Annotated in this window: 19 protein-coding genes and 1 tRNA gene; 7 read left to right on the top strand and 13 right to left on the bottom strand. The window is 64.3% G+C overall.

The genetic code is table 11. The annotated features are described in order from the left end of the window. Positions 1-195 precede the first annotated feature (195 nt). From IC761_RS26000 to IC761_RS25985, 4 genes are all read right to left on the bottom strand, one after another. On the bottom strand, positions 196-447 hold the full coding sequence (locus IC761_RS26000) for an exodeoxyribonuclease VII small subunit (RefSeq protein ID WP_008132970.1): 252 nt from the start codon (positions 445-447) through the stop codon (positions 196-198). Positions 448-521: 74 nt separating this feature from the next. Beyond that, a complete protein-coding gene (locus IC761_RS25995) occupies positions 522-1,451 on the bottom strand; it encodes a histone deacetylase family protein (protein ID WP_195799531.1) in 930 nt (309 codons plus the stop codon). 124 nt (positions 1,452-1,575) lie between these two features. Beyond that, positions 1,576-3,234, bottom strand: coding sequence for a bifunctional metallophosphatase/5'-nucleotidase (locus IC761_RS25990; RefSeq protein WP_195799530.1), 1,659 nt, complete (start codon positions 3,232-3,234; stop codon positions 1,576-1,578). A gap of 69 nt (positions 3,235-3,303) precedes the next feature. After that, positions 3,304-4,062 (bottom strand): enoyl-CoA hydratase-related protein, encoded by a 759-nt coding sequence (locus IC761_RS25985; protein ID WP_195799529.1) that lies wholly within the window; start codon positions 4,060-4,062, stop codon positions 3,304-3,306. A gap of 315 nt (positions 4,063-4,377) precedes the next feature. On the opposite strand from IC761_RS25985, the gene IC761_RS25980 reads away from it, so the two are divergent. Further along, on the top strand, positions 4,378-5,616 hold the full coding sequence (locus tag IC761_RS25980) for an MFS transporter (protein ID WP_195799528.1): 1,239 nt from the start codon (positions 4,378-4,380) through the stop codon (positions 5,614-5,616). A 2-nt stretch (positions 5,617-5,618) separates the two neighbouring features. Here IC761_RS25980 and IC761_RS25975 read toward each other — a convergent pair whose 3' ends face one another. Continuing rightward, entirely contained in the window at positions 5,619-7,397 is a 1,779-nt protein-coding gene (locus IC761_RS25975; RefSeq protein ID WP_195799527.1) for an acyl-CoA dehydrogenase family protein, read from the bottom strand. Between the two features lie 240 nt (positions 7,398-7,637). Between IC761_RS25975 and IC761_RS25970 the strand changes: the two genes are divergently transcribed. Further along, positions 7,638-7,712 (top strand) — tRNA-Gln (locus tag IC761_RS25970). Positions 7,713-7,751: 39 nt separating this feature from the next. Here the strand turns inward: IC761_RS25970 and IC761_RS25965 are convergent. From IC761_RS25965 to IC761_RS25950, 4 genes are read right to left on the bottom strand one after another with little or no spacing between them, the layout of a single operon-like run. Beyond that, the gene (locus IC761_RS25965) at positions 7,752-8,411 is read right to left on the bottom strand and encodes a hypothetical protein (protein WP_195799526.1); all 660 of its coding nucleotides are present in this window, start codon (positions 8,409-8,411) and stop codon (positions 7,752-7,754) included. Further along, on the bottom strand, positions 8,408-11,527 hold the full coding sequence (locus tag IC761_RS25960) for an efflux RND transporter permease subunit (protein ID WP_195799525.1): 3,120 nt from the start codon (positions 11,525-11,527) through the stop codon (positions 8,408-8,410). The genes IC761_RS25965 and IC761_RS25960 overlap by 4 nt, the downstream gene beginning before the upstream one ends. After that, a complete protein-coding gene (locus IC761_RS25955; protein WP_195799524.1) occupies positions 11,524-12,714 on the bottom strand; it encodes an efflux RND transporter periplasmic adaptor subunit in 1,191 nt (396 codons plus the stop codon). The genes IC761_RS25960 and IC761_RS25955 overlap by 4 nt, the downstream gene beginning before the upstream one ends. Positions 12,715-12,718: 4 nt before the next feature. Next, positions 12,719-13,309, bottom strand: a complete 591-nt coding sequence (locus IC761_RS25950) for a hypothetical protein (RefSeq protein WP_195799523.1) — start codon at positions 13,307-13,309, stop codon at positions 12,719-12,721. Between the two features lie 79 nt (positions 13,310-13,388). Here IC761_RS25950 and IC761_RS25945 point away from each other — a divergent pair, with 79 nt between their 5' ends. Beyond that, the gene (locus IC761_RS25945) at positions 13,389-14,288 is read left to right on the top strand and encodes a LysR family transcriptional regulator (protein ID WP_195799522.1); all 900 of its coding nucleotides are present in this window, start codon (positions 13,389-13,391) and stop codon (positions 14,286-14,288) included. Positions 14,289-14,327: 39 nt separating this feature from the next. Here IC761_RS25945 and IC761_RS25940 read toward each other — a convergent pair whose 3' ends face one another. Then, positions 14,328-14,894, bottom strand: coding sequence for a TetR/AcrR family transcriptional regulator (locus IC761_RS25940; protein ID WP_195799521.1), 567 nt, complete (start codon positions 14,892-14,894; stop codon positions 14,328-14,330). Between the two features lie 92 nt (positions 14,895-14,986). Between IC761_RS25940 and IC761_RS25935 the strand changes: the two genes are divergently transcribed. Genes IC761_RS25935 through IC761_RS25925 form a run of 3 tightly spaced genes read left to right on the top strand, consistent with a single transcriptional unit; the run spans position 14,987 to position 16,798 of the window. Further along, positions 14,987-15,499, top strand: coding sequence for a pyridoxamine 5'-phosphate oxidase family protein (locus IC761_RS25935; RefSeq protein WP_195799520.1), 513 nt, complete (start codon positions 14,987-14,989; stop codon positions 15,497-15,499). A 35-nt stretch (positions 15,500-15,534) separates the two neighbouring features. Continuing rightward, a complete protein-coding gene (locus IC761_RS25930) occupies positions 15,535-16,353 on the top strand; it encodes a crotonase/enoyl-CoA hydratase family protein (RefSeq protein ID WP_195799519.1) in 819 nt (272 codons plus the stop codon). A gap of 46 nt (positions 16,354-16,399) precedes the next feature. Next, positions 16,400-16,798 (top strand): hypothetical protein, encoded by a 399-nt coding sequence (locus tag IC761_RS25925; RefSeq protein WP_195799518.1) that lies wholly within the window; start codon positions 16,400-16,402, stop codon positions 16,796-16,798. A gap of 27 nt (positions 16,799-16,825) precedes the next feature. Here the strand turns inward: IC761_RS25925 and IC761_RS25920 are convergent, their stop codons facing one another. Both IC761_RS25920 and IC761_RS25915 read right to left on the bottom strand, forming a co-directional pair. Continuing rightward, on the bottom strand, positions 16,826-18,511 hold the full coding sequence (locus IC761_RS25920) for an O-linked N-acetylglucosamine transferase, SPINDLY family protein (RefSeq protein WP_195799517.1): 1,686 nt from the start codon (positions 18,509-18,511) through the stop codon (positions 16,826-16,828). Positions 18,512-18,593: 82 nt separating this feature from the next. Continuing rightward, positions 18,594-19,481 carry a hypothetical protein gene (locus IC761_RS25915; protein ID WP_195799516.1) on the bottom strand — a complete coding sequence of 296 codons (888 nt, stop codon included), beginning with the start codon at positions 19,479-19,481 and terminating at the stop codon, positions 18,594-18,596. 168 nt (positions 19,482-19,649) lie between these two features. Here IC761_RS25915 and IC761_RS25910 point away from each other — a divergent pair, with 168 nt between their 5' ends. Beyond that, positions 19,650-20,837 (top strand): CaiB/BaiF CoA transferase family protein, encoded by a 1,188-nt coding sequence (locus IC761_RS25910; RefSeq protein WP_195799515.1) that lies wholly within the window; start codon positions 19,650-19,652, stop codon positions 20,835-20,837. A 60-nt stretch (positions 20,838-20,897) separates the two neighbouring features. Here IC761_RS25910 and IC761_RS25905 read toward each other — a convergent pair whose 3' ends face one another. Further along, positions 20,898-21,413, bottom strand: a complete 516-nt coding sequence (locus IC761_RS25905; RefSeq protein ID WP_195799514.1) for a YciE/YciF ferroxidase family protein — start codon at positions 21,411-21,413, stop codon at positions 20,898-20,900. Between the last annotated feature and the right edge of the window lie 79 nt (positions 21,414-21,492).

Here is a 21,492-nt window from a genome sequence, read left to right as displayed (position 1 = left end):
CCTGACGCCGGGGCTGAGGTTCCCGTCTTGCCCGGTTCCTCGGCAGGTTTCGGCAAGAACGCGGCTGTTTTGGCTGGATTCGAGAGCGGCTGGGAGCATGCGCGAGGCGAGTTCCGACCTCGTCATCGGTCTTGCGTTCCCGTGCGCGGAACACGCCTCGAGGGATCATGGAAAAATTGTTCCTGCGGCGAGCCTTTATTGCACGTCGAGCGGCGCCGTACCGGTGGCTTGGCCGCTGGCATCGGTGGTGATCTTGTCGACGCGCGCCTCGGCCTGCCGTAGCAGCTCTTCGCAACGCCGCTTCAGCGCCTCGCCGCGCTCGTAGATCGTCACGGATTCCTCAAGCGGCACCTTGCCGTCTTCGAGGCGCTTCACGATCGTTTCGAGTTCCTCGATCGCGCGCTCGAAGGTGAGCCGGGAGACGTCGACTTGGGTATTTTCGGCCATATCCGCTTCCGATTGCCCGATTCGCTTTCATTGCAGTGAAGGCGGATTTTGCGGGCTTAATGTGGCGATTGTCGTCAGGCGCCCATCAAGGCGCCGACATGCGCCGTAACAGATTCTTTCAGTCCTTGCAGGTCATAGCCGCCCTCGAGCACCGAAACAACGCGGCCCTCCGCCGACTTGTCGGCGAGGTCCATCAGCTTGCGCGTCACCCAGGCATAATCCTCCCCGCGCAAATTCAGCGACGCGAGAGGATCGCGGTAATGCGCGTCGAAGCCCGCGGAGATGATGAGCAGCTCAGGGCTGAATTCCGTCAGCCGTGGCAGGATCAGATTCTCGAGCGCGGCGCGGAATTCCGGCCCACCGTCTTCGGACGCGAGCGGCGCGTTGACGATGGTGTCGTGATCGCCGCGCTCGCCGCGCGCACCGGTGCCTGGAAACAGCGGCATCTGGTGTGTCGAGCAGTACATCACGGTCGGGTCCGACCAGAAGATGTCCTGCGTGCCGTTGCCGTGATGCACGTCGAAATCGACGATGGCCGCGCGCTTGATGCCGTATTTGCGCTGCGCGTGGCGCGCAGCGATCGCGACATTGTCGAAGAAGCAGAAGCCCATCGGCTTGCCGATCTCGGCGTGATGGCCCGGCGGGCGCACCGCGACGAAGGCGTTGCGGTGCTCACCATTCATCACCGCTTCGGTCGCTGCGACCGCGCCGCCGACGCCGCGCATCACCGCTTCCCACGTGCCCGGCGACATCGAGGTGTCGCCGTCGATATAGACTTGGCCGCTGGTCGGCGCGATGTGGCGCAGCTCGGTGACGTAATCCTCGTTGTGGCAGAGCGTGACGAGATCGAGATCGCCCTCCGGCGCCAGGTCGCGTACCAGATACTGGAAGCGCTCCTGCGACAGCGCTTCCTCCACCGCGCGCAGGCGGTCGGGTCTCTCAGGATGTCCCGGCGGCGTGACGTGGTCGAGGCAGGCCTTGTGGGACAGGAGAAGCGTGCTCATCAGGTCGGCCTCACAGGATACGGGCTCGTGACGTCGCTTGGCGCATCCGGCGCCAAAACGCAATGCAAAACGCAATGTAAGAGTTTGGGCCCACTTGGCAAAGGGCTCGCCGGTCTGACCCAGATCAATTCACGCGTAGGATGCGGGTGGGCGGCAGCGGACCGATCGGTCCATGCGCCCTAAAAAAGGCAAACAAGGCGTCGGCGTCGTAACCGCCATATTGCGGCGATGAGCCTTGCTTGGCGACCGTAAAGCCGTCGCCGCCGACGGCGAGGTAGTCGTTGAGGGTGACACGGTAGCCTGTGGCCGGCTCGATCGGCCTGCCGTTGAGCGTCATCCTGTCGGCGATGATGCGCTCGCCGAGCGGCTTCGATGCGTCCCAGCTGTAGCTGAAACCGTTCGAGACCTGGAGGATCCGCGGCCGCTTCGGATCGAGCCATTGCTGCTCCAGCATGTCCTTGAGCTGGCTGCCGGTGAGCGTCAGAGTGACGAGGCGGTTGCGGAACGGCTGGCTCGCGAACAAATCGCCGAAAGACACCGCACCGTTCTCCTTCGGCACGACATCGGTGCGGATGCCGCCGGGATTGGTCAGCGCGATGACAGCGCTGCCATCCTTGGCGTCCTTGGTCGCGGTAAGCTGTGCATCCGCGATGATGTCGCCGAGCGCGCTTTCGCCGGCCTCGTTTGGAATCCGCGACAGCGTCTGCGTCACCGATCCCGCCGGGCGGCCGGCGATCGGGGCCGACAGCTTGTCATAGGCGTCGATGAGAGCGGTCTGCTCGGGATCCTTGGCGAGCGAGGCGTTGGCGACGATGACGTTCTCGGCCTTGGCCCCGACGATGTCACGTGTCGCCGGATCGAGCTTGAGATCGATCGCGGTGACCAGCGTGCCGTATTTGTCGCCGCTGGTGACGAGGCGCCCGTCGATGTTGCAGACATAGGCGCGATGGGTGTGACCGCTGACGACGACGTCGACGGCGCGGTCGAACTTCTTCACGATGTCGACGATCGGCCCTGAAATGCCCGGGCATTCATTGTAGTCGCCGACAGGTTCGCCGCCTTCATGGATCAGCACCACGATCGCCTCGACGCCGCGCGCTTTCAGTTGTGGCACCAGCGCATTCACCGTCTCGGCCTCGTCGCGGAATTCGAGGCCGGCAATGCCCGTCGGCGAGACGATGCCGGCGGTGCCCTTCAAGGTCAGGCCGATGAAGGCGACGGGAATGCCGTCGAACTCCCGGATCTCGTAAGGCGGCAGCACGCTCTTGCCGGTCGCGGTCTCGATGGTGGAGGCGGCGAGATAGTGGAATTTGGCTCCGGTGAAGGGATGTGGGCCCTGGCAGCCGTCAAGCGGATGACAGCCGCCGTTCTGCATGCGCAACAGCTCGGTCTTGCCCTCGTCGAACTCGTGATTGCCGACCGAGGTGATCGCAAGCCCCATCATCGAGAGCGACTCGACCGAGGGCTCGTCGTGAAACATCGCCGACAGAAACGGGCTCGCGCCGATCAGGTCGCCGGCGGCGACGAAGATGGCGTTCTTGTGCCCGTCGCGCAGCTGGTTCACCAGCGTCGCCATGTATTCGGCGCCGCCGGCTGCCACCATCACCTTCTTGCTTTTGTCCTCGGGATCATTGATGCGGATGCCGCCCGGCGGGGGCCGAAGATTGCCGTGGAAATCGTTGATCGCGAGGATGCGCAGCTCGACCGGCGCGGCGGTCTCGGCCGCCGCGGGCAGGGCGGCGAGCGTGAGGGCCGTCACGAGGAATGGGAAAGCGTATCGCATGGAACAAGACTAATCGTTCCGCGCGAAGATTTCACGAAGCATTGTCGTGAACGCGCCGGCCGCTCGTCACTACCGCTTCTTCCGGTTCGCAAACGCCTTGAACGCGGCGACCGCCTCGTCCGACTTCAGCCGCTCGCCAAACAAATGGCCTTCCTGGTCGATGCGGCGGGTGAGCTCTTCCGGCGCGGTGCGCAGCAATTTTCGCGAGGTCGCGACCGCCTCGGCCGGAAGCTTGCAGATCTCGCGCGCCACCTTGCGGGCCTCGACCTCGGTATGCCCGGGCGACACCACGGCATTGACGAAGCCGGCGGCCTGGGCCTCTTCGGCGGCAAAAGTCCGTCCCATCACCAGCATGGCGAAGGCGCGCTGATAACCCATCGTGCGCGGCATCAGCAGGCTCGCGGCACCGACCGGCACCAGGCCGAGATTGATGTAGGGCGCGGAGAAGGTCGCTGCGGTGGAAGCCAGTACGTAATCGCAATGGAACAGCATCACGGTGCCCATGCCGATCGATGCGCCATCGACGGCGGCGATGATCGGCTTGGTGTTCAGTGCCAGCGAATAGAGAAATTTGGTGCCGTTCGACAGCGCCTCGGGGCGCGACGCATCGGCCTTCAGGAAGTCGTCGATATCGTCGCCGGCGGTGAACACGCCGGAGCCGCCGGTGATGATCATGCAGCGGATGTCGGGATTGTTCTGCGCGGTGTCGATTGCGCGGCTCATCTCGCGATACATGTCCTGCGTGATCGCGTTCTTCTTGCCCGGACGGCGCAGGGTGATCACGCGCGTTGCGCGCTCCTCCGTCACGATGATGTTGCCGTTCGGCATAAGGTCCCCCTGCGGCTGCCGCGGCGCCTGCCGTCGGCGAGTCTCGCCCGTTTCAGCCTACATCATCTCGCAGGCGTGCCAATCCTGTGGCTCAACCTTTTCGCTCGGGATACCGTGAGCGCGGTGGATGACACGCGCGCGACGGGTGCATTCGTCCGGGGAACCGTGTCGCCAAGGCTGCCTTGGATTTTAAGGCTGCCTTGGATTTTGGCCGGCGTTGCGCGCCGCAACAATCGGCTACAATGTTTCATTTGAAAAACCGGTGGTTGTGCGGCACGATCGGCGCCCACGTTCCATTTGGCCGATATTCGATTGATGATTTCCGCAACGGGCGTTGACGAATCCTCGCCGCATTATCCCGGCTGGCGTGTGGTGCTGGCCTGTTTCCTGATGGCCTTCTTCATGTTCGGCTTCGGCCTCTACGGCCAGGGCGTCTATCTCGCCGAGCTCCAGCGCGCCCATGGCTGGCCGGGCACGCTGGTTTCTGCCGCCAGCACCTTCTCGTTCCTCCTGACCTCCATCCTCGTCGTCTTCACCGACGATCTGCTCGCCAGCATCGGGCTGCGGGCGCTGATCCTGTGCGGGCTGTCGGCGCTTGGCGCGTCGACCGTGCTGCTGGGATTGATGCAGTCGCCCTGGCAACTCTATCTCGCCTATGCGCTGATGTCGGTCGGCTGGACCGGCATGGGCACGGTGGTGATCGCAACCGTGCTGAACGCCTGGTTCGAACGGCGCCGCGGGCTCGCACTCAGCCTTGCATTCAACGGCGCGACCTGTGGAGGCATCGTCCTCGTTCCGCTGCTGCTGGCGCTGAGCGAAAGCGTCGGCTTCCGCTGCGCCATGCTGGCAGCCACCATCGCGATGGTGGCGCTGGTCTTGCCGGTGGTCGTCGTCTTTATCCGTTGGCCGGCGGCTGCGTCGCTGCAGTCAGCCGGCCGCCTCTCCGGCAGCGCCGTCGTACCTCGAGGTCACTCGCGCAGGGCGCTGCTCGCCAATGCCGCGTTCTGGACGATGGTGCTGCCGATCGCGATCGCACTGCTGGCGCAGATGGGATTCATCATCCACCAGGTGACATTCCTCGAGCCGCTGATCGGCCGCTCCAGCGCTGGCCTTGCGGTCACCATCATGGCGGCCATGGCGGTGGTCGGGCGATTGTCGCTCGGCCTGTTCGTCGACCGGCTCGATCCGCGGCTCGCCTGCGCGGCGTCGATGACGAGCCAGGCGGCAGCGCTGCTTGTTCTCCTGCAAAGCGAGAGTCCGACGGTGCTGCTGGTCTGCTGCGCCGTCTACGGCTTCTCGATCGGCAACATGATCACGTTTCCGCCCCTGATCATCCAGCGCGAGATCGGCAGCACCGCCTTTGCCGCAGCAATGGGCCTGGGGACCTCGATCAGCGGCATCGTCAGCGCCTTCGGCCCCGGCATCATCGGCCTCGTGCGGAGCCTGACCGGCAACTACACGACGGCGTTCGCGCTGTGCGTGGCGCTCGATCTGGTCGCAGCCAGCGTCGTGCTGTGGCGGCCGGGGCGAAGCGCGAAGGTCGTGGCGCCGTAGCCTTATCCCAGCAGCACCGCATCCGCCGCCGCGACCGATTCCGCGCTCTCGGTCACCGTGCGCTCCAGTGCGCCCGCTTGCACCGTGATGTTCTCGGCGAAGAAGCGCGCGAGGGAGACATAGCGCGACGCATCCGCAAGGCCGTCGGCCTTCGCGGCGAGTGCTTCGGAGGCCAGCATGCAGCCGCCGAGCGTCGAGCCGAACTGCTGCAAATACGGCGTCGCGCCGGCCAGCGCCTCGTTCGGGGCGGACGCGACGCGTTCCAAGAGCCACTTGCTGGTCCGCGTCAGCGCCTCCAGCGCCTCGCGCAATTTCACCCCGGTGGTGCCGAAGGCGGGATCGTTGGAGGCCTCGACCTGCTTCACGATGGCGGAGAGCTCCGACAGCAGCGCCCAGACCGAGGCGCCGCCATTGGCCGCGAGCTTGCGCGTCACGAGATCGATCGCCTGAATGCCGTTAGTGCCTTCGTAGATCGCGGTGATGCGGGCATCGCGATAATGCTGGGCGGCACCGGTCTCCTCGATGAAGCCCATGCCGCCATGCACCTGCACGCCGAGATAGGCGACCTCGTTGCCGATGTCGGTGGAATAGCCTTTTGCCATCGGCGTCAGCAGCGCCGCGCGCGCGGCCGCTTCGGCGCGGACATTGGGGTCCTTGGCACGCGTCGAGACGTCGATCGCAACCGCGGTGGCATAGCAGATGGTGCGCGCGGCCGCCGTCTGCGCCCGCATCCGCATCAGCATGCGCTTGACGTCGGGATGGACGAAGATCGCATCCGACCCGTCGCCGGTCTTGCCGATGGCGCGGCCCTGCTTGCGCTCTTGCGCGTAGGCCAGCGCCTGTTGATAGGCGCGATCGGCGACGCCGACGCCTTCGAGGCCGACGCCGAGGCGGGCTTGGTTCATCATCGTGAACATGCAGCGCATGCCCTGGTTCTCTTCGCCGATCAAAAAGCCGATCGCGCCGCCGTGATCGCCCATGGTCATGGTGCAGGTCGGCGAGGCGTGCATGCCGAGCTTGTGCTCGACGCCGGAGGCAAAGATGTCGTTGCGCTGCCCCAGCGAGCCGTCGGCGTTGACCATGAATTTCGGCACCAGGAACAGCGAGATCCCCTTGGTGCCGGCCGGCGCGTCCGGCAGCCGCGCGAGCACGAAATGCACGATGTTGTCGGTCATGTCGTGGTCGCCATAGGTGATGAAGATCTTCGTCCCCTTGATGCGATAGGTGCCGTCCGCCTGCTTCTCCGCGCGCGTGCGCAGCGCGCCGACGTCGGAGCCGGCCTGCGCTTCGGTGAGCTGCATCGTGCCGGTCCATTCGCCGGTGACGAGCTTCTCGAGATAGATCTTTTTCAGCTCCTCGCTGCCATGCGCATCCAGCGCTTCGATCGCGGACGCTGTGAGCAGCGGGCACAGGCCGAAGGCCACGTTGGAGGCGCTCCAGATCTCGGTGCAGGCGGCGTTGATGGCGAGCGGCAGGCCCTGGCCGCCGAAATCCTCAGGCCCCGAGACCGCGTTCCAGCCGCCCTCGGTCCAGCGCTTGTAGGCATCCGGCCAGCCCGGCGCGGTCGTGACCTTGCCGTCATCGAGCTTGATGCCGTGCTCGTCGCCGATTTTGTTCAGCGGCGCCAGCACGTCGGTTGCGAACTTGCCGGCCTCCTCCAGCACCGCGGCGACGATGTCGGCGTCGAAATCGCCGTAATGGCCGGCCTCCATGGCCGCCTTCAGGCCGGCGCCATGGTTGAGCGACAAGAGCATGTCAGAGATCGGCGCGCGGTAGGTCATGGCTCACTCCCCGTGGACAAGGTTTGGCGCCGTATTCCCATGAAACGCGCGAGGTCTCAATGGCCGGAAGCGGGCCGGGATCGGGCAGGGGGCGGGACCTTCATTTAAAGTGTGGCGGGAGCCGCCTCCGGCCTGTGGTATTTTGCCCCTCCAGGCGGTTGAAATGCCGCGCCGCACCCTATAGACCGGCAGCATTCGAGGGAATGCTGCGGTCGTCGCGCTCAGCCGTTCCCTCGCAGTTGGGGCGTAGCCAAGCGGTAAGGCAGCGGATTTTGATTCCGCCATTCGGAGGTTCGATCCCTCCCGCCCCAGCCAGAAGCTCCGCAAGCCGGCTATCCCTGCATTTTGCTTATTTCATGCGATTGATTTCAGAACGACGTGTCCTGCGAGCGCGGCCAAGGTCCCCGACAGAACGAAAGCGGGCCAAAACAATATCGAGCGCGGCATGCGCGTGCATGAATAGACCCCGATGGTCGCGGCGGTGCCAAGCGCGATCACGGCGATCGCCAGGCGCTCCGGCGGACCGCCGGGGTCGGTGATCCAGTCCGCGCAGGCGCTGGCGGCGGTTTGGGCCAGCAGTGCCGTGACCCAGAAGAAGCCGCGGACATTGGAGCCGTCCGTCGGGCCCGGCAGGTTTCCCGTCAGGCGATAGCAGATCACGAACGAGAAGATGAGCAAGATGGCGATCAGCACGATCGCGCCGATGTCGCCAATTCCCATCGAGATGTCCGTCGTCTCCGCGAGGACCGCACCCAATAGATTGAGCAGGAATGCGGCGGACCAGAAGATCGTCCGCTGAAGCCGTCGGGTTGCTCCCTGCAATATCGACATCGCAAGGAGGCACAGCATCAACGCGACGATCACGCGTCCCGAGCGGTGAAAGTAGACATGATTGAGCGCATGGCCCGCGATCTCGCCAGCCATGGCCGCGAGGAACCAGTTGATCCAGAAAGTGGCCGAGGGCTCCGGGACGATGCCCATGCGGATGGACGGATCCTCTGTCCTGCTGTTCATCCCGCAAGCTCCGGTTTGACGGCGGGAAGGGGAGCGCGATTCATCGTGCGCTTGCGCGCGAACCAGTCGCTGACGTTCTGGAGATAGATGTAGACCACCGGCGTCGTGAACAGCGTGAGGAGCTGCGAGACGATCAGGCCGCCGACGATCGCGAAGCCGAGCGGTTGTCTCAATTCCGATCCGGTGCCGGTGCCGATCATCAGCGGAACGCCGCCGAGCATCGCGCACATGGTCGTCATCAGGATCGGACGGAATCTGACCTTGCAGGCCTCGAGCGCGGACTGTTCGGCCGAGAGTCCCCTGTGGCGCTCGGCCTCGAGCGCGAAATCGATCAGCATGATGCCGTTCTTCTGCACGAGGCCGATCAGGAGGATGATCCCGACCAGCCCGATGACGTCGAGCCCGAAACCGAAAATCCAGAGCGCCAGGAGCGCGCCAAGCCCGGCGGACGGCAGCGTCGACAGGATCGTGACCGGATGGATCGTGCTCTCGTAGAGCATGCCGAGGATCAGATAGACTGCGACGATTGCAGCCAGGATCAGCACGGGCGTGGAGGCGAGCGCAGACTGGAATGCCTGGGCATTGCCCTGAAAGCTCGTCGCGACGGTCGACGGCATATGCAGCGCGGCCGTTTCCTGCTGCACGGCGGCGACCGCCGTGCCGACGGCCGTGCCTGGCGCCAGATTGAAGCTCAGCGTGACCGACGGGAACTGGTTCTGATGGTTCACCGCCAGCGCTGCCGAGCCATGTTCGATGGTCGTGAACTGACTGAGCGGTACGACTGTTCCGTTCGACGAGCGGACGTAAATGCGGTTCAGCGCATAGGGGCCGGACTGGAACGACGGATCGACCTCGAGGATCACGTAGTAGGTATTCAACGTGGTGAAGAGCTGGGCGACGTGACGCTGGCCGAACGCATCGTACAGCGTGTTGTCCACCGCCGCCGGATCGATGCCGAGGCGGGAGGCGGCATCGCGGTCGATCTTGAGCTTGAGCTGACGGGCGGCATTGGCCTGGTCGCTGGCGACGTCGGCGAGTTCCGGCCGCTTTTTCAGTTTCTCGAACAGCTTGCCGGCCCAGCTGTTCAGCTCGTCCTGGTTCACATCCGTGAGCGTGAACTGGTATTGGGTCTTGGACAGGCGGCTGGCAAGATTGATGTCCTGCGTCGCCTGCATGAACACGGCGATCCCCTGGAGCTTGGCGAGCTTGGCATCGAGCTGCCGGATCACCTCGTCGGCGCCGAACTGGCGCTCGTTCCGCGGCTTCAACAGCACGAACAGGCGGCCGTTGTTCTCGGTCACGGTAGGTCCCCCAGGGCCGATGTAACCCGTGGCGTTGGCGACCGATGGGTCCTTGGCAATCACGTCGATCACGCCCCGTTGCAACTCCGCCATCTCTGTCGGCGAGACGTCGGCCGAGGCTTCCGTGATGCCGGTGATCATGCCGGTGTCCTGCTGGGGAAAGAACCCCTTCGGAATGCCTACGAACAGCACGCCCGTGGCCACGACGCTCGCAAGCATGACCGCCAGCGTCGCGAGCTTGAACCGCAACGCAACCGTCAAGAGCGCTTCATAGCCGCGCTGGATCGCCACGAATCCGCGCTCCAGCGTCCGCGATACCACGCCCGTACCTGCGCCGTGGCTGGAGAGCAGGTAAGCGCACATCGTCGGTGTCAACGTCACCGACACGATGACGGAGACGGCGATCGCGACGCAGACGGTGACCGCGAACTCCTGGAACATCCGTCCGATCACGCCGCCCATCAGCAGCAGCGGAATGAACACCGCAACCAGCGAGACCGAAATCGATATGATGGTGAATGCGATCTCGCCGGCGCCCTTCAGCGCGGCCTCCAGCGGCGACAGTCCCTCTTCGATATGCCGCGAGATGTTCTCGATCATGACGATCGCATCGTCGACGACGAAGCCGACCGCGATCGAAAGACCCATCAGCGACAGATTGTCGAGGCTGTAGTTCAGGAGATACATCACGCCGAAGGTGCCGATCAGCGAGATCGGCACCGAGATCGCGGGAATGACGGTCGCCCAGAAATTGCGGAGGAACAGGAAGATGACGCCGACCACGAGTGCGATGGTGAGAAGCAGGGTGAATTGCACGTCGGCGACACTGGAGCGGATCGTTTGCGTGCGGTCCGATGCGATCGTGACCTTGATATCCGAGGGCAGGCCCGCGACCAGCTGCGGCAGCAGCTTCTTGATGCCGTCCACCGTGCTGATCACGTTGGCGCCCGGCTGGCGCTGAATGGCGAGAACAATCGACGGCTTGTCGTTGTACCAGCCGTGCAGCGTCACGTCCTCCGCCGCGACCTCGGCATGGCCGATGTCACGCAGCCGCACCGGCGCGCCGTTCCGATAAGCGATGATCAGATCTTCATAGCCCTTGGCGGTCAGCACCTGGTCATTGGTCGCAAGCGTGTAGGCCTGTGCATCGCCGTAGAGGACGCCCTTGGGCTGGTTGACGGTGACGTTGCCGAGTGTCGAGCGCAATTGCTCGAGATCGATGCCGGCCGCGGCAAGCTTTGCCGGATTGACCTGGACACGGATCGAGGGTTTTTGCATGCCGCCGATCGTGACCAATGACACGCCCGGCACCTGCGACAGCTTTTGCGCCAGGATGCTGTCGGCATAGTCGTCGACCTTGGTGAGCGGCTCGGTGTCCGACGTCAGCGCGATCAGGAGCACCGGCACGTCGGCCGGATTGACTTTCCGGAAGATCGGCGGCGACGGCATGGTTTTCGGCAATTGCCCGGCCGCCGCGTTGATCGCGGCCTGCACGTCCTGCGCAGCCGCGTCGGTGCCGCGGCTCAGCGCGAATTGCAGGGTGATCTCGGTGTTGCCGAAGCCGCTCGACGAGGTCATGGCGGTCAGCCCTGCGATCTGCCCGAACTGGCGCTCCAATGGCGTGGCGACCGACGAGCCCATGGTTTGAGGGTCGGCGCCGGGCAGTTGCGCGGTGACCTGGATCGTCGGTGTATCCACCGTCGGCAGGGCCGAAATGGGCAACCGGAAGAAGGCAACCAGGCCGATCAACGTGATGCCGATCGCGACGAAAACCGTGGCGACGGGTTTGCGAATGAAACCTTGGGAGATGCTCATGGCAGCATGCCTGCGCTTGCGGTGGTTGCGTTCTGAACGATGTCCTTGCGGCTGTCGGGGACGATTTCGACCGATGTCCCGGGCGTCAGCCGGTACTGGCCGGCGGTGACGACGGTTTCGCTCCCGGACAGGCCCTGGTCGATCAGCACCTTTTCGTCGCGCGACTGGCCGGCCTTGACGCCGCGCTCGCTCGCCACGTGGTTCGCATCGACGACATAGACGAAGGCGCCGTTCGGTCCCTGCTGAACGGCCGTCAGCGGTACGGTCACGGCGTCATGGCGAAGCGCGACGGTGAGGTGGATGTTGACGAACGATCCCGGCCAGAGGTTCTTCCTTTCGTTCGGAAACGACGCCTTCAGTTGCACTGTGCCGGTGGATGCATTGACCTGGTTGTCGATCAGCATCAGGTTGCCATGGTCGAGCTTGTGGGTGTTGGCGGCGTCATAGGCGTCGACCGACGCCTCGCCGGATGCGATCGCTTTCTGCACTTTCGGAATGTCGGTCGAGGGCAGGGTGAAGATGATCGAGATCGGCTCGATCTGCGTGAGGGTCACAAGGCCAGTCGTGTCGGTCGGATGCACGATATTGCCGGGATCGATGTGACGGATGCCGGTGATCCCGTCGAAGGGCGCGGTGATCGTGGTGTAGCTCAACTGGGTTTGCGCGGCTTCCAGCGCTGCCTTGTCGAGCGCGACCGTGCCTTGGCCCTGCGCCACCTGGGAATCCTGGGTGTCGAGCAATTGCTGGGTGGCAAACCCGCGCGCGGCGAGCGGCTGCGTTCGCGCGAGGTTGACTTGCGCGTTCTTGAGGCTGGCCTGATCGCGGGCGAGGGCAGCTTCCGCCTGGTCGACCTGCGCCTCGAACACGCGCGGGTCGATCTTCGCCAGCACGTCGCCGCGTTTCACCGCCTGTCCCTCGACGAAATTGACGCTGTCGAGCGTACCCTGGACCTGGGTGTGGATGGTCGCGGTGTTGATCGGCGTCACGGTACCGAGCCCTTCGAGCACGATGGGCACGTCGCCCTTGTGCGCAAGCGCGGCCGTCACCGGAACGGGTGACGCAGCCGTGGGTGTGGCCTTGGGCTCAGCCGCATGGCTTGGTGCGGGGCCATGCAGGGCATACGCGCCGGCCCCGGCTCCGATCAGGAGCACCGTGCCGGCGAGGAGAAGGGTCTTTCTGGACGGCATTGCTTCACACTCCATGGTGACGGTTTTGGCGGCTGGCATTGGCGACCAGTTCCAGGACGTAGGTTTCGGCCGCGCTCGCCGCGGCACGCAGGTCGTTCGCCGCGGGCGCATCGAACCCGATGATCCGCGTGTCGACATAGCTGGCCCTTAGCGCGGTGATGAGATCGGCCGGCGCGTCCTCGCGATCCTGACGCCGCACGACGAGGCGGATGGCGGCGGCGGTGGGGACGATAGGAAACGGCAGCGGCGCGCCGGGAGCGGCAATCGCAAGCAGGCCGGCGCAGTCGATCGCCCCTTGCAGCACGAGCTCGAGTGCGGCGCGGGCGGTCTTGCCCTCTGCGAGCAGGATCAGCCGGTGCGGCTCGACGTCCAGCCGCGCCATCTCCGTGGCGAGGCTGCGCAAAATCTCTTCGGAATTGCCACGGCCGACGGAAACGGCGGACCACACAGCGAGCGGCGTCAGCCGGCGCCATTGACGCAGCATCTCGGGTGTCGCGACCAGCAGGGCATCTGGCCCGGCAATAACGGCGACGACGACTTTTGCGGCGCCGCGCGCCGTCCGCGCGGCGGTCTCGCTTGGCGAGCGTATTGACATGACTTGAAGTTGGACGCGGCCGGTCTATTATTCAAATGAATTGAGGTAATTCACCAATTCACGCTGTGCATCGGAGCCCATGAGACTGCGCAACCTCGATCTCAATCTGCTGCTGGTGTTCGACGCCGTGCTGCGCGAGCGCAGCGTGGTTCGCGCGGCAGACAGCCTCGCCATCAGCCAGCCGGCCGTGAGTCACGCGCTCAACCGGCTGCGTCATGCGTTGAAGGATCAGCTGTTCATCCGCACGCCCGCGGGAATGAGCCCGACCCCGCGAGCCGAACAGCTCGCGCTGCCCGTGCGCAAGGCGCTCAACGAGCTGCAACTCGCGGTCGAGGGGGACACCTTCGATCCCTCGACCGCAGACCGGCGTTTCACGATTGCAGTAAACAATTATGCAGCCGTGGTCGCGGTGGGGCCGATCGTGGCCGCGGTGCGCGCGCAGGCACCGGCCGTGCGCCTGTCGCTTGTGCCCAGCGGGACGCTGAACCTCACGGATCGATTAGACCGCGGCGAGCTCGATCTCGCGTTGTCGGGGCGGGCCATCGACGGAGAGCGGTTTGCCTCGCAGCAGCTCATCGAGGATCGATTTGTGGCCGTGCTCCGGAGTGGCCATCCCGCACTACGAAGGCGGTTGACGGCGTCGTCGCTTGCCGAACTGCGGCACCTGGGGATCAGCTCGAGCGGGGAGAATTTGGAATTTGTGGATGCATTCTTGAAGGCACGGAAAAGTGCCCGCTTTGTCGCCGCCGACGTGCCCTATCTCTCCGCGGGGGCGGTTCTGGTCCAATCGAACCTGGTCGCCATCCTCGGACGCAAGCTCGCGATGGAGTTCCGCCGCGCCTATCCCATCGAGATGAGGGAGCTGCCCTTCGAAGCCCCGGTTCTGCACAGCGTGATGAGCTGGCATCGGCGCTTTGATGACGTCCCCGCTCACCGATGGTTGCGGAGCACAATTATCGGAACCGCAACCACCTTATGATCGGGCCGGAGGCAGGTCCGATTTCGCGGGAAACGAGCGCTAGCGTTCGCTTTCGACGATCGCGTGATAGGTCTTGGTGATCAGCTCATCGACGATCGGCGGCGGCACTTCGCCCCGTTCGAGATGCCCCTTGATTGCGGCTCCCGGAACTTCCGCCAGAACGAAACTGGCGCGGCGAATCTGGAGAGGACCCGCCCGGCCGAAAACGTCGCGCGCGAACCTGGCCAGACATTCCTGGAGGCGATCCGCCTGGTCGCGGACGCCGCGTCTGAGTTCCGCAGGCCAGTCGCCCTGTACGAAATCGTTTCGATGATGAAGCAAGAGTACGCGCGCATCGTCGAGATGCGCTCTCGCCCAGCGCGGCATGTGCAGCGCCGCTTCAAGACCCGCACCCGCCTCGATCGCAGCGATAAATCCCTCCTGATAGGCAAGCACCAGCTTCAGCCACAATTGCCCAAGCAGCACGTCGCGGGACGAGAAGCGATGATAGAACGAACCCTTTGGCGCCTTCATGCGCTGTGTCACGGAATCGACGGTAACGGCGCCGGGTCCGTGCTCGCTGGCCAGGATTCGTGCGGCTTCCAGGAAGCCGGCTTCGTCAAACAACGCTCGTCCCATATTTGTAGACTATACGGTCTAGACGTGGGGGTCAACAACTGCTAAGGCTTCATGACACCTCAAAGCTGGCGAGAACCGTAATGTTGAGTATCGAGGACGGACAAGAGCCCGAGCATGTCGAGCGGATGTTGGCGGGTGCGAAAAAGGTCGCCGCCGGAGTGCAATATTGCTGGCTGCTCAGCTCAAGCGATGAAGGTGTTTGCGGGCGGCCGATGGAGCGTCTTCCTCCGGGCGAAAATGATGATGACTGGACCATTCGGTTTTTGACCGACTTGCGGTCGCGCAAGATTGCCCATCTTCGGCGGGCTCCCACCGTCAGCCTCATCTTTCAGGACGCGCTTGAGAACGCCTTTGTGGGCGTTACCGGCGCCGCCCGTTTGATCGAGAGGACGTCCGAGATCCGGGCACTCTGGAAGGAAGACGCCCATTCGCGTCACTTTCCCACCGAGACGGATCGGGCCAATGCCGGCTTCATCGAAGTCAAGATCGAACGGATCGAGCTTTGGATCAAGGGCGTGACGCCCGAGCCGTTCGGATCGCGCACGACGACCCTTCAGCGCGACCCGCTGGGAGGCTGGCATTTGACGACATGACGTTGGTTCGGGCGCGCAGGACAGTAGGGGTCCAGATGGACGATCGCATTCATCTCGCAGTCAATGACGGAATAGCCGACGTCCGGCTGGCGCGTCCCGCCAAGCTGAACGCCCTCGACCCGACGATGTTCGAGGCGATTGCCGAAGCAGGCAGCCGGTTGAACCGGAACCGGAGCGTGCGCGCGGTCGTGCTTTCAGGCGAGGGCCGCGGCTTTTGTGCGGGTCTCGATGTCGAACGGATGTCGGCAATTGTTAATGGCGAGCCGCTGCTTCCCTTTGCGGACCTGATGAAGCGCACGCACGGCCTTGCCAATTTCGTCCAGCACGTCGTCTGGCAGTGGCGAGAGCTCGAGGTCCCGGTGATCGCGGCCGTGCATGGTTTTGCGTTGGGAGGCGGCTTCCAGCTTGCGCTGGGAGCTGATCTGCGCTTTGCGGCGCCGGGGACGCGCTTTTGCGTGCTTGAGACAAGCTGGGGCCTCGTACCTGACATGGCGGGCACCTATCTGATGCGGCGTCTGGCGCGGGAGGATGTGGTTCGCGAGCTCACCTACACCGCGCGGATATTCTCGGCCGAGGAGGCTCTTGAGCTTGGCTTCATTACGCGCCTGGTTGAGGATCCTCACGCAGTCGCGATGGCGACCGCGCGCGAAATCGCGTCGCGTAGTCCCGACGCGATCCGGGCGGCCAAGCGCCTCATCAATCTCGGCGCGGCGACTGATGCTGCGGCGCTGCTTGCGGCGGAAACGGCTGAGCAGCATGGCCTTATCGGCTCAGCCAATCAGGTCGAGGCCGTCAGAGCCAATCTCGAGAACCGTCCGCCCCGCTTCGCGGACCGGGCCCCGATCGGCGCTTGAAGCAGGGATCGCCTGCTACACCGACGCATGAGCAGGACGGTGCACGATGGAGCTAAGGTCCGACAATAAGATACGTTATGCGCGTTGGATCTTTCTTGCTGCCGGGACATATGGTCTGCTTGTTCTTGTCCCGGGTTTCTTTTTCGAGAACGAGCTTGCCGTCCGGGCGCCGCCGGCGATCACTCATCCGGAATTCTACTACGGCTTTGGTGGAGCTGTGACACTGTGGCAGATCGTATTCTTCTTCATCGCGACTGATCCGATCCGGTTCCGGCCGCTGGTCGCGTTGAGTATCCTGGAAAAGTTTTCATTCTTCAGCGTCTGCCTCGTACTCTTCTTGACAGGGCGCCTGGCTCCGGGCGCGCCGCTGCTCGGTGGCGCAATCGACGCCCTCTGGATGGTGTTGTTTGCGATCGCCTGGATCCGTATCCGCGATCGATCTTGATGCCTCGCTCGCCAGCAATCCCGCGAGCTAGCTGACTTCGAGGCCGCTGTCCTGCGCGCGGGCGCAGCAGCGGCGCCACATGTCACGATACGCGGCTTCGACGGCATGCGCGTATGACCTGGTATCTCCGACGGACGACCGCATCAGCCTGTCGCGCAACGACCCTCGAAGCCGTGCGAGCCCATCGAGGTCCGTGGTCATGCGTGCCGCCAGCGCGACATAGTCATCGTGGTTTGGCGCGACCCAGTCCGGCAGACCCACCGCCGTGACACAGGCGGCGGCAAGGCGGGACGAGATCGTCGGCCCCGGACAGGTGATCACGGGGATGCCCATGGCGATCGCATCGAGCGTGGTCATGCCGCCACCGTGAGGAAACGGATCGAGCGCGACATCGACGGTTCGGTAGGCCAGCATATGCGCGTCGCGATCGGTGTCGCCCAGGATGGTCAGTCGACTACTTTTGATGCCTTCGCGCTGGAACACCGAGCGAATGCGCTGCTGGTGAGCAGCATTTCCGAAGCTCGAGCTTTTCAGAACGAGGCGTGCATTGGGCAGCGCGCGCAGCATGGCGGCCCAGAGCCGCAGCACCGGATCGGACAGCTTCTCGGGCCGGTTGAACGAACCGAACGTGACATGGCCGGCGGCCAGCGCCGGCAGCGGTCCCGGATCTGGCAGCGGCTCCGGCGTCCAGAAGCTGAGAAAGCAGGGCAGATCGATCACCTCCTCCCGCAAGCGGAAGCGCATGTCGGGCGGGACCAGAACCGGATCTGCGAGGAGATAGTCCATCGTGGTGAGGCCCGTCCCCGTCGGCTCGCCCCAGCCGGTCACCTGCACCGGCGCCGGCTTGCGGGCGAACACCTCGAGCCGGTTTCCGACCATGTGCCCGACCAGATCGACGAGGATGTCGATGTCGTCGGCCCTGATCAGCGCGATCAATTCCGCATCGGACAGTGTGGCGGTCGCGCGCCAGGTTTTCACATGGCCGCGCAGTCGGCGCGTCAGATCGTCCTCGATCGCCGTGTCGGAATAGCAGACGACGTCGAAGGCAGTCGGGTCGTGGTTGATGATGACGGGCGCGAAGGCGTAGGTCGCGGCCTGATGGCGGAAATGCGCGCTGACATAGCCGACGCGCAAGCGCCGCTCGGGGTCGTATGGACGGCTCTCGGCGGCAGGCGCCGGCGCAGTCTGCGCACGCTGCATGTCGCCATAGCTGAGCCGCTCGCGCTGATGATCTTCCGGCCCGGCCGCGGGATCGAAATTGAGCGCGAAGATCAGGTTTGTATGGTACTCCGGTCGCGACGGATCCAGCGTCAGCGCCTGACGGTAGGCCGTGATGGCGGCCTTGAACTCACCCGATGCGGTACGTGCATTGCCGAGATTGTACAGGATCTGGCTGCTGCGCGGGTCCGCGCGCGCGGCCTGCTCGAAGGCGGTCGCCGCCTCGCTCAATCGCCCCAACGCCTTGTAGGCAATGCCCAGGCTGCACAACGCCGCCGGATTGTCAGGCTGACGCTTGGTGCATTTCTTCAGGCAGGATGCGGCCTCCTCGATGCGCCCGCTGCGCAGCGCGATCATGCCGAGCAGATGCCAGCCATCTGCACTGTTATGCCCCTTCAGCGCCGTGCGGCAGAGGAAGTCCGCCTGCTCCAGCTGTCCGGCGTGGAAGTGTTGCATGGCCGAATGCAACAACTGCCGGGGGTCGTCGATCTTCATGGCAACTGACATCGCCCCGCATGAGAAAGCTCAGCCGGCAATCCCTATCGATCCGACATAACCATTCTGTGACGTTTCGCCGCTACCCGTCGTATTGATCCGGCCCCATTGCCCACGACGACTGATCGTGGCCGTACGCGTAGTTGCGGTTGTTCACCACGGGATTGCGATTGACCATCGGCCGCATGAACATCGGATGGGTCGCGCTGCGCACCTCGTGCTCGACCGTGAACAGCGGCTTGCCGCTGTCGAGATCGACGATGTCGCAGAACCGGTACTGATATTGATTGTCCTCGCGCGAGACGAGGTTGCGCGCGAGCAGCCTGCGGTAGGGGCCGGAGAAGTCGGTGATGTACATCTGCACATGGTGGCCGTCATAATCCGGTTGCGGCCGATCCGTCTCGCGGAACAAGAGATGCTGGTCGCGGCCGGTCTTGACCGCCGCAACCTTGCCGTCGCCGTTGCGCAACTGGGCCGGCATGCCCATGACGTCAGGATAGAAGGCGCAGATCGAAGGCGTGGTCCCAACGGGAACGTCGAACTCGACATAGGGGATGCCGAGCGTGATGCGCCCGAAGCGCGCCGCGTCGGGCTCGTAACAGCGCATGCGGTTGCCCCAGGGGCAGGTCGCCTCGACATGGTCGTTATGCTCGGCGAACGCGAAGGCCGTGCCCTCGAGCTTCTTGGCCACGGATGCCAGCCGTTGCAGCAGCGCCTCCCGCCCCTCGATGACCAGCCCGGTATGGCCGCGCAGCACCTGCGGCCTGCCGCTCGGCAAGTGAAACTGGCTGCGTCCGGCATTGATCCACATGTTGGTGTCGGACACCATCAGAAAGGGATCGCGGGTAAGCCCAAGGCCCGTGACATAGAACAGCGCGGCGAGACGCTGGTCCGGGACCTGGATGTTGACGTGCTCGAAATGGATCGCGTTGCCGAGATCTTCTGCGGATCGATCGAATTGTTGCGGCATGGCTGTGCTTCTCGCTGGGGACTGACGGAGCCATACTAGAGCAGAATTTCCGCCAGCCGAAACGGCCGGCCGATCACATCTTGGGGGCAGGGCATCATGCCCGTTGCCGCCTTGCCGTGGCAGCCAGTCCCTGTAATCTGGCGACATAAGAATTAAGGGAAGGGATCGATGGGAGGAGTTCTGGAGGGCGTGCGCGTGCTCGATTTCGGGCGCTATATCGCCGGGCCCTATTGCGCGACATTGCTGGCCGAGTTCGGCGCCGAGGTCATTCGCGTGGAAAAGCGCGACGGCAGCGAGGACCGCTTCGTCGCGCCGGTCGGCGAAGGCGGCGAGGGCGCGCTGTTCCTCCAGGTCAACCGCAACAAGAAGTGCATCACGCTCGATCCGATGAAGCCGGAGGGGCAGGAGGTGATGCGCCGCCTCGTGGCGACCGCCGACGTCGTCGTCGCCAATCTGCCGCCGCAGACGCTCCGCGCGATGAAGCTCGACTACGAGCAGCTCAAGGCGATCAAGCCGGACATCATCCTGACGACGGCAACGGCGTTCGGCGGGCCGGGACCCTGGTCCGACCGTGTCGGCTTCGACGGCGTCGGGCAGGCGATGTCGGGTTCGGTCTACATGACCGGTGCCGGCGATCCGCCCTATCGCGCGGCGGTGAACTGGGTCGATTTCGGAACCGCGCTGCACTGCGCGTTCGGGACGCTCGCAGCGCTGATCGCGCGCGGCAAGTCCGGGCGCGGCCAGATCGTCGAGGGTGCGCTGCTCGCAACCGCGTTGTCCTTCACCAATGCGACGCTGATCGAGCAGGCCGTCATCAACGTCAATCGCGTGCCGACCGGCAATCTCGGCCAGACCGCGGCGCCCGTCGACATCTACCGCACCAAGGATGGCTGGGTGCTGTGCCAGGTCACCGGTCATCCCCTGTTCAAGCGCTGGGCGAAGCTGATGGGCGAGGAGGACAAATGGCTCAACGATCCCCGCTTTGCCGATGACATCAGCCGCGGCAATCACGGCCCCATCATCAGCGAGCGGATGGCGCGCTGGTGCGCCGAGCGCACCACGCAGGAGGCGGTCGACACGCTGGGCAAAGCGATGATTCCGACCGGGCCCGTCCTGAGCCCGCAACAGGCGCTGGATCATCCTCACATTCGTGCCGCGGGCTTCTTGCAAGGCGTGGACTATCCGGGCCTGCCGAAACAGGCGCCGGTCGCCCGCGCCGCGGTGCGGCTTTCGGAAACGCCGGGCAAAATCGCGACGCGTCCGCCGACGCTCGGCGAACATACGGATGCCGTGCTGGCGGAACTCGGCTATGACGAGGCCGCGATCGCGGCGCTTCGACAGAGCAGGATCATTTGAAGGGCATGCGAGGCGCTGTACGAGCGGCTCCGCTATCTGCGGAGCCGCGAGGTTGTCAGTCTACGCCGCACTTGATGCCTTGGCATTGACGCCCTTGCGCAAGGCAACCGTATTCAACTTGGTATTGGCGGCCTTCTCCTCGTTAAGGTTCGTCGTCAGGAAGCGCACGATCTCGTCGTGACCGAGTCCCTCGGCCCAGGCGATCAGCGTTCCATAGCGGCACATTTCGTAATGCTCGACGGCCTGCGCGTTCGCGACGATCGCCGCATCAAGGACGGCCTTGTCCTCGATCTCGCCCGCCGTCTCGTTGGCTTCCTTGATGATCCCGTCGATGGCCGGGCACTGCGTTCCGCTGGGCTCCTTGCCAAGCTTCGCGAAAATCTTCTCGAGCCGCTCGACCTGCTTGTTGGTTTCCTCGAGATGGTTCTTGAGGCCGGTCACAAGGTCCCGGTTGGTGGCCTTGTCGATCATTTGCGGCAGCGCCTTCAGGATCTGCTGTTCGGCGTAATAGATATCCTGCAAACCGTGGATCAGCAGGTCTTCCATCGATTTGATGTCCTTGGTGAACAAACCCATTTCAAATGTCTCCTTTTCTTTTCGGCGGGAAAGCTTTGGAACGGCGGCAGGCGCCTGTCGTTCCTATTCCGGGGCTGGA

Source organism: Bradyrhizobium commune (assembly GCF_015624505.1).
In the GTDB taxonomy this organism is placed as follows: Bacteria; Pseudomonadota; Alphaproteobacteria; order Rhizobiales; family Xanthobacteraceae; genus Bradyrhizobium; species Bradyrhizobium commune.
Note: the sequence above shows the minus strand (reverse complement) of the source record. Positions and strands in the feature narration are given on the sequence as shown.